The organism is Bradyrhizobium sp. (assembly GCF_049512235.1).
Classification (GTDB): Bacteria; Pseudomonadota; Alphaproteobacteria; order Rhizobiales; family Xanthobacteraceae; genus Bradyrhizobium.
In genome coordinates this window covers 1-8,102 of the sequence record NZ_JBEKXH010000301.1, presented here as the reverse complement: position 1 = coordinate 8,102, position 8,102 = coordinate 1, and the positions used below count along the sequence as shown (strand labels likewise).

Annotated in this window: 7 protein-coding genes and 2 pseudogenes; 4 read left to right on the top strand and 5 right to left on the bottom strand. The window is 61.3% G+C overall.

Annotated elements, in window-relative coordinates; genetic code table 11:
- Positions 1 to 112: pseudogene (locus tag ABSG20_RS23960) on the top strand (oxidoreductase); the annotation flags it as partial.
- 80 nt (positions 113 to 192) lie between these two features.
- On the opposite strand, the gene ppk2 reads toward ABSG20_RS23960, so the two are convergent.
- Entirely contained in the window at positions 193 to 1,080 is an 888-nt protein-coding gene (ppk2, locus tag ABSG20_RS23955; protein ID WP_423866984.1) for a polyphosphate kinase 2, read from the bottom strand.
- Positions 1,081 to 1,202: 122 nt separating this feature from the next.
- The gene (locus ABSG20_RS23950; RefSeq protein WP_423866983.1) at positions 1,203 to 2,366 is read right to left on the bottom strand and encodes a cytochrome P450; all 1,164 of its coding nucleotides are present in this window, start codon (positions 2,364 to 2,366) and stop codon (positions 1,203 to 1,205) included.
- Between the two features lie 201 nt (positions 2,367 to 2,567).
- Between ABSG20_RS23950 and ABSG20_RS23945 the strand changes: the two genes are divergently transcribed.
- The gene (locus tag ABSG20_RS23945) at positions 2,568 to 2,927 is read left to right on the top strand and encodes a protocatechuate 4,5-dioxygenase subunit alpha (protein WP_423866982.1); all 360 of its coding nucleotides are present in this window, start codon (positions 2,568 to 2,570) and stop codon (positions 2,925 to 2,927) included.
- Positions 2,928 to 2,931: 4 nt separating this feature from the next.
- Positions 2,932 to 3,770: pseudogene (locus ABSG20_RS23940) on the top strand (class III extradiol dioxygenase family protein).
- A 180-nt stretch (positions 3,771 to 3,950) separates the two neighbouring features.
- Here ABSG20_RS23940 and ABSG20_RS23935 read toward each other — a convergent pair.
- The 3 genes from ABSG20_RS23935 to ABSG20_RS23925 form a co-directional block, all read right to left on the bottom strand.
- A complete protein-coding gene (locus tag ABSG20_RS23935) occupies positions 3,951 to 4,376 on the bottom strand; it encodes a DOPA 4,5-dioxygenase family protein (RefSeq protein WP_423866981.1) in 426 nt (141 codons plus the stop codon).
- Positions 4,377 to 4,542: 166 nt separating this feature from the next.
- The gene (locus tag ABSG20_RS23930) at positions 4,543 to 5,586 is read right to left on the bottom strand and encodes a ferritin-like domain-containing protein (RefSeq protein ID WP_423866980.1); all 1,044 of its coding nucleotides are present in this window, start codon (positions 5,584 to 5,586) and stop codon (positions 4,543 to 4,545) included.
- Positions 5,583 to 7,490: a hypothetical protein gene (locus ABSG20_RS23925; protein ID WP_423866979.1), complete on the bottom strand. Its 1,908-nt coding sequence runs from the start codon at positions 7,488 to 7,490 to the stop codon at positions 5,583 to 5,585. Before ABSG20_RS23925 ends, ABSG20_RS23930 begins: the two co-directional genes overlap by 4 nt.
- Positions 7,491 to 7,716: 226 nt before the next feature.
- Between ABSG20_RS23925 and ABSG20_RS23920 the strand changes: the two genes are divergently transcribed.
- On the top strand, positions 7,717 to 8,102 hold a 386-nt coding region (locus ABSG20_RS23920; protein WP_423866978.1), incomplete at its 3' end, for a hypothetical protein.

Here is an 8,102-nt window from a genome sequence, read left to right as displayed (position 1 = left end):
CCGCGAGTTCTTTGCCGCCATCAATGAAGGCCGCGAGCCGAACTCTGGCATCGCCCAGGTGCTGCCCTGCTACCAGGTGCTGCACCAGCTCGAGCAGCAGCTGGAGGGGTGAGGCGGGCACGCAGTCGCGAGATTGCGCCGCGCCTCGCGGCTTCGAGGCCGCGCAACTCGCGGCGGTAAAGCGCAGTTTGCTCAATAGACCTGGGGAACGAAACGCTGGGTCGATTTCCTGGGTCGCCTGTAGCCGGTATCGAGCTGGCGCGGAGGAAGCTCAATCTCGATGGGTTTCATGTCCTGATAGGGAATTTGATTGAGCAGATGCCGGATGCAATTGAGCCGGGCTCGTTTCTTGTCGTCGGCATTGACGACATGCCAGGGGGTCTTGTTGCGGTCGGTGTGGGCAAACATCACGTCCTTGGCCTTGGAATACTCCACCCAACGCTTGCGCGATTCCACGTCCATCGGGCTGAGCTTCCAGCGCTTGGTCGGGTTTCGGATGCGCTCCTGGAAGCGCCGCTCCTGCTCTTCGTCGTTGACCGAGAACCAATACTTGATGAGATAGATACCCGAGCGCACCAGCATTCCCTCGAAAATCGGACAGGAACGCAGGAACTCCTGATATTCGGCGTCGTTACAGAACCCCATGACATGCTCGACCCCGGCGCGATTGTACCAGCTGCGGTCGAACAGAACCATTTCACCCCGCGTCGGAAGCGCGGCGACGTAGCGTTGAAAATACCATTGGCCGCGCTCGCGCTCCGTCGGCGTTCCCAGTGCCACGACGCGGCAGACGCGTGGGTTCAAACTCTCGGTGATGCGTTTGATGACCCCGCCTTTGCCGGCCGCGTCGCGGCCCTCGAAGAGGACGGCGACCCTGAGGCCCTGCAACCGGATCCATTCCTGCAACTTGATGAGTTCGAACTGCAGATGAGCGAGCTCGTCGATGTATTTGTAGTTTTCCGGAGGCTTGCGCGACTTTGGCCGTCCGGCCGCGCGCCAATGCTGCTCGACGGCGGTGACTTCCTTGGCGGCGCGCCGGACTGCATCCTCAGGTCCGGAAGATTTGCGTTTCTTGGCCATGAATCCTCTCTCGCGCGATGACGACGATCGACGAATCGCAGCTAAACATTTCCGGCAAGCAACTTGAAGAGCGATATGCTATTTACTCGATTGCCACGGGGAGAGTGACTTCCGTGCCGGCCTCACTGCACCGCCAGCTGCAGCACCAGCGGGCTGCGGAAGGTCGAGGAGGGCATCCAGGCCAGCTGCTGCTGCACGCGGCTATAGTCCGGCACGATGTCGTGAAATTCCTCGAAGGCGATTCTGATCGCGATCCGGGCGATCGCGGAGCCCAGGCAGGCGTGCACGCCGCCGCCGAAGCCGAGATGGCCGCGCGGCTTGCGTCCGATATCGTAGACGTCGGGATTTGCGAATTGGCGCTCGTCGCGATTGGCTGATCCGTAGGCGAGGCAGACGAAGTCGCCGGCCCGCATGGTCTGACCGTGTAATGTGACGTCAGTCTGCAGGCAGCGGCGAAAGCGCTGCGCGGAGGTATTGTAGCGCAGCGATTCCTCGACCGCGTCCGCCAGCAAAACGGGGTTGGCGACGACCGCGCGGCGTGCGGCGGGGTGGTCCGCCAGATTGAGCCCCAGCATGCTCATGAAGCCGCCGAGCGACTCGATGCCGGCCATGATCAGCGTCGTGGTCGTGAGCAGCACTTCGCGCTCGTCGAGCCGGTCGCCGTCGATCTCGGCGGTGCTGAAGTGAGAGATCAGGTCGTTCTGAGGGCGTGCGCGGCGCTCGGCGATGACGCCCGCCGCATAATCCTGCATCCAGTTGTAGGCGGCGATATGCTCCGGGCCCTTGGCGCGGCTATTCGGGTCGCTCTGCACCATCAGCAACGCCCTGTCGCGCACGGTCTGTTCGTCGCCGAGCGGCAGGCCCAAGGCGGCGAACAAGACCCGCACCGTGAATTTGGACGAAAAATCGCCGATGAAATCGAACTGCCTTTCGCCGCGCAGCGCTTCCGCCGCGGTCCGGGCGATCTCGCGGATCGGATCCGCCAGGCTCTCCAGATTGCGCTTCATGAAGGCATGCTGAACCAGCGAGCGCAGGCGATCATGGCGCGGCGGATCGGTGGTGCCGAGCGTCGCGCCGGCGCGGTTGGGCAGCTCGGTCATCAGGTTACCCTTTGCCGAAGAATAGCTCTGCCAGTTCGAGCCTGCGGATGCGATATCCTGGTAGCGCGACAGGATCCACGTCTTGGCCTGTGGACTCCAGAAACAGGGATATTCGTCACGCAGCGTTTTGTAGAATGGAAAGGGGTCGGCGTCGACCGCGGGCGAGTACGGATCGAAGTTGAACAAGATCTGGTTTCCTCTGCTGCCGCTGGCGGCGCATCGAGCAGGATCATAGCCCTCGCAAGGCGAGGTGTGATGCACCACGGCGACGGCGCTAAGCATTTTTGAAAAATTACTGCATTAGTCGGCGCCGGACTTTGATTCAGGACAATTCGCGCCGGCGCTTTGCGGAATAACAAGGCCGACAGGAGACACCAGGAGACCGTCATGCCCAATCCCCAGCCTGCATCCCGGCAGCCCGTGCCGGGCACCACCATTTTTGACGGCGAGCAGGCCCGCAAGGGCTATGCTTTGAACAAGATGTGCTACTCGTTCAATGACGCCGCCAACCGCCGCGCCTTCGTCGAGGATGAAGACGCCTATTGCGCCAAATACCGCCTCAACGGGCCGCAGCGCGAAGCCATCCGCAACCGCAACGTGCTGCAGCTGATCGAAGCCGGCGGCAACGCCTATTACCTGGCCAAGTTCGCCGGGATCTTCGGGCTCGACATGCAGGACATCGGCGCCCAGCAAACCGGCCTGACCAAGGAACAGTTCAAGTCGAAGCTTCTGGCGGCACGGGGATAAATTCATGGCCAGGATTGTCGGTACCATCACCACCTCGCACGTGCCCGCCATCGGCGGCGCCATCGCAAGGGGTCTGCAGCACGACCCCTATTGGAAACCGTTCTTCGACGGCTTCCCGCCGGTGCGCGACTGGCTCGCCCGGGTGAAGCCGGATGTGGTCGTGCTGGTCTACAACGACCACGGACTGAACTTCTTCCTGGACAAGATGCCTACTTTCGCGGTCGGCGCGGCGGATGAGTATCGCAATGCCGACGAGGGCTGGGGCATCCCGACGCTGCCGCCCTTCAGGGGGACCCGGCGCTGTCATGGCACCTGATCGAGCAACTGGTGGCTCAGGATTTCGACCTCACGACCTGCCAGGAGATGGTGGTCGACCACGCCTTTACCCTGCCGATGGCGCTGTGCTGGCCCGACATGCAATGGCCGGTCCGCACCGTTCCGGTATGCGTGAATACCGTGCAGGGGCCGCTGCCTTCGGCGGCGCGCTGCTACCGGCTCGGCCAGGCGATTGCACGGGCGATCGCATCGTGGCCGGGAGAGGAGCGGGTGGTGGTGATGGGCACCGGAGGCTTGTCGCACCAGCTCGACGGCAAACGCGCCGGTTTCATCAACAAGGAGTTCGACCTGCAGTTCATGGACAGCATGATCTCCGATCCGGCCTGGGCGACAAAATATTCGACCACCGAGCTGGTCGAGCTTTCAGGCACGCAAGGCATCGAACTCTTGAACTGGCTGGTCGCGCGCGGCACCCTGCCGGAAAAGGCCCGTCGGCAGCACGCCAACTATCACATCCCGATCTCAAATACGGCCTCGGGACTGATGGTGCTGGAGCCGCTGGGCTGAAGGCCTGGCGTGTCCGGCAGGGATACGATCATCTGCGCTGCCGTCGAACGTTAGGCCAGCCGTCAAAACCATTGCATCGGATCTGCTTCTCCCCCGCGAGGCGGTGGTGAGGGGAGCACGAGATCGCCCGCGGCAACTCCGAGAATGCCGAGCCGTTGCTCTCCTGCCCCTCTCTCCGTCTCAAGCCGGCAGATGCGGAGTAGTATTGGGCTGCAGTGCTTGCTCGGCCTCGTCGTAATCGGGCAGGACCTCGCCGTGGAGCGGAACAGCCGTTCCTATCCAGAAGGCATCGGCAAGGTGATCCCGGCGCGGGCTCGTCGTGTTCGGGTGGATCAGGATGCTCAAGCCCTGATGATTGAGCATCAGCCACGGCACCAACGTGGCGAAAACGTCCCTGGCGAAGGCAACCTGAAACATCGCGCGATCATGCGGGCCGACCTTCGCGTCATGCCAGCTGCCGAGCCGAACCAGGAAACGCTCGCCGATCCATTGCCGTAACCGGGCGGCAAGTTCCCGAGTCGCGGTGGGATCGTAGTAGATATGGGCGTGATAACTCGCGATCTCCGCGCTCGGTCGCGGCGCGGGCGGTAATTCAGGCGCGGCCATCGATAGCCTCCTTGCCATTTGGTCCGGAAGATAATGCCCTGCCAGCTAAGTATCGGAAATCGATCAATACGACAATTGTTCTGCCGGCGCGCCTGCCGAAGGTCGGGGCTCCTATCAGGGCAGGAAAATCCAAGGAGCAGGAGATTTTCGTCTCACTTCGTAACGTTCAAGCCTCGGCAGGCGAGAAAGCTTCGATATATTCGAAGCTCGGTCCTGCCGTCGCGTTGCTGCCATCCCCCGCAGACGTCTGCATCAGGCTGACGGCAATCATTTTGAGTTCGTACATCAGGCCGATCGCGGTATCGATTTTCTCCGGATGTCCGTTGAACGCGATATGCAGGGCATTGAGCAGGTTACTGTAAGCAAGACTGAATTCCTGCACCCGGGTTCGCGCCTGGGTTCCCAGCGCAAAGTCGGCGATCTTCGGATTGGGCTTCATCGGGTAGACGCCGGCCGCATCGAACGGAACAGGGGCTCCGCCATAGGCAAACCCGGTTGCCGTCTTGATGAGTTTCCGGCCGAAAAAGATCTCACCGAATTTGTAGTAGTGCGCCGGATCTCCGGAGGACTGAAACGGATCGGTGCTGGTTCCCTCGCCTTCATCGACGATGATCCGGATGCCCTTATCGGCGGTTTCGACGTCGTTGATCGGGAACAGCCGCGCGGGATCGAACCAGCTCAGGACCTGTTGGCTCGCGGGCACCGTAAAGATCGATTTGCCAAAGTCGGAGAGTTTCTTGCTGAGCGCCGCGTAGAACTCGCCAATGGTGGCGAAGTCGGGCACGGTTTCCATGCTGAGCGTGCTGACCGGGATCGGATGCTCGGGCTTCTCGATTTCCATGAAGATGTCGTGTACCAGCGGCTTCGAGAACGCCTCGATGCCGACCTTGAAGTCGGAGCCTCCGATCGCCATCGGCAGCGGCCCCGGATATATCGGGATGAAGCCCTTGGTGTTGATCCCGGGATTGCCGCCGATCGCGATCAGGATGTTGCCGACGATCGACATGTGCAACATTTCTTCCTGCACGATCGATAGGATCAACGCTGCAATTTCCGCGTTGGTCCCGGGCTTGAGCGAGAACATGGCCGTCAGATAGGGCGGGATCGTACTGTGCTCCAGTTCGATCGCCTTCTGCAGCCACGGATAAAGCTCCTCGCGGCGGGACGCAGCCTGAACCGCTTCGACAACCCTGCGATCGAGCCGGATCATGGGCCCTCCTTGGCGCTGTTGCGTGCCTGAAATTGCAGCATTACTTCGGTCTTGCCACGCTTCTGCAGCGGATCGAGATGGATCGGGATCGGATCGGGCGCCGTCATCGCGGGCGCTTGCGCTGCCAACACGACGGCCGTTCCCTTCAGCGGCAAGCCATCGGCGCCGGGATGGTCCATCCACTGCAGCAGCATGTTGCGCTTGGCATCCGACAAGTCGCGCGTCACCGGCATGTGGTTCGGGTCTTCGAGCGGAAGCGAGAAGGCGAGCCTGAGAATTTTCAAATGTTTCACCACCGAGTCGTAGTCGCCGAGATCGACCAGGTACTTGCTCATGATCGGGTAGAGATTGCCATATTGCGTCAGGATCGGCTGGATGTCCGCCAGCCAGGTTGGCGACTTCGGCGCCTCGAACGGGCTGAATGCCAGCACGCTGATGAAATTCCAGAAGTTGCCGACGGCCTTTGGCGGTTGGGTCGTCAGCTGATAGGCGATCCCATAGAGCTGTCCGTCGATGTATCCGCGCGGCGTCGGCGTCCGGCTCAAGTCGACCGTGACGCTCACCGTCGCCTTGCCGTGCTCGTCGCATGAAACCTGCCGCGGATAGCTGATCGCATCAGCCGGAATCGCAATTTGCGGCGTCGGGACAGGCGGATTGAGCGGCTGATTGCCGGAACCGGTGCCACCCATCGGACCTGTAGTGGCGCCGAGGGCGATGTTGGCTTGCAGGCGCTTGCCGTAATGCGACGCGTAGAGATCGACCCTTCCGGTCTGTTTCGGATTGAGCCGGCAGACGAAATCGTCGGAGCGCACGTAGAGCCCGCCAAGGGATTCCTGCACGATAACCCCGTAGGAATTGCCGGGCTGTGGACTGAGCAGCAGCAGCGGATGGTTCGCGATGTTCGCGACGCACCACGGATCGGCCGCGTAATCGAAATCCTGCACGCCCGCGGTCTGGCCGTACCAGCCGGGTTGCAGGTAGTTGACGTTGCCAACAATCGCGACCTGATCGGCGGCGACGCTGTGCAGCAATGTGCTGGTGTCGGTCTTCAGGACCGCCATGACCAGCGGACCGATGTCGACCAGATCGCCATCGGCATTGACGATCTGCAGGCAATTGCCGAAATCCGCGGTGAGGACTTTGCGGTTCTCGTCGACCTTGCACTGGAACGAATACACCCCATGGGCCGGAGCGGTCGGATTGTTGGCGACCGCCACCATCTGGCGGCCGATCGTGAAATGCTTGGGCTCGTCGACAGCATAGGGGCCGATCACCCCGGCCACGGACCCCAATGTGTAGCGCGAGATCGCGGCATCGCGACCGTAACCATAGAGGTTGAAATTGATGGATAGAAGGCCGTCCGCCGAAGCGGCGCGCAACGCGTCCAGCACTTTCGAATTGGACGGGCCCTGCCAGACGACGTCACGCAAGACCGACTGATAAACCGCGGCGAGCTGTTGATCGAGGGGTACGCCGGACTGCTGACGCCGCCACAGATTGGTGAAACCGACCGGAACAAACTTGCCCTGGAACAGCGACCGCTGGCCGTTGCCGTCCAGGCGAAGCTGCATTCCCCAGACCTGCGAAACCATTTGCTGCTGCGGATCGAGGTCAACGAGCTTGCCGAACACCCGGTCGTCGGCGTTCTCAAGTGCCATCCCGATAATCGGATCCTGCGCCGGCGAGGTGATCTTCACCTTGCCGAGTTGAGCTCCCGCGATCCGGCATTCAATGAAGCGAAATATGGCGGTTCCTTCCGGATTCCAGCTGCCATCGTTGCCGAGCTCCTGGTACTCCTTCTGAAACGTCTTGTTCTGGAAGTAGCGGACGTCATTGTTGACGGTCGAGACGTCAGCCTGGAAATGTCCGGTGAAAACAATACGTGGAGCGTCGAGATAACTCACGGCACACCCCCAATTTATTTTCGTTCAATCCGCAACCTGCGATCAGTCTAGCTTGTAGGCAGGCGCGATGCAACCTAGACTATAATTGCCGCCAGAAGTCATCAGCGTGTCACTGCCGTATCATGATTCACGCTTCTGTTGTTGCCCCTGCTTTTCCGGAAAGGTCGCGTCAATGCTTTATCAATGCTGGCGTTTTTTCCATCGTCTGGCTTTCGATTGGCTCTTGATGGCGTTGATGGTGATAGCAAGTCTTGCGATGCTGGGTCTTGCAATGCCGGGTCTCGCGGCGCGTGCCGTGGCGGCCGAGCAGCCCGATAACGTCTACCCGACTTACGGCGTGCATAATCCGCCGGAGGACAGCCCTTGCGCCAATCCTGCCTGCGTCTATGCCCGCGGGCCCGGTCAGCCCACCGATCCGCAATATCCGCCATACTGGTCGTCGAAATGGGCCATGTACCGGGTATTCCAGGGGTATGCGAAATATCCGCCGCCTTATGATCGCGCGCCGCCGCCGCCCTTGAAGCCGGTGCGCGACTACGAAATATCCGCCGGCGCGACCTACTACGACAGTACCTGGCAAGGACCGGCGGGCAGCGGGGCGATGATGGAGCA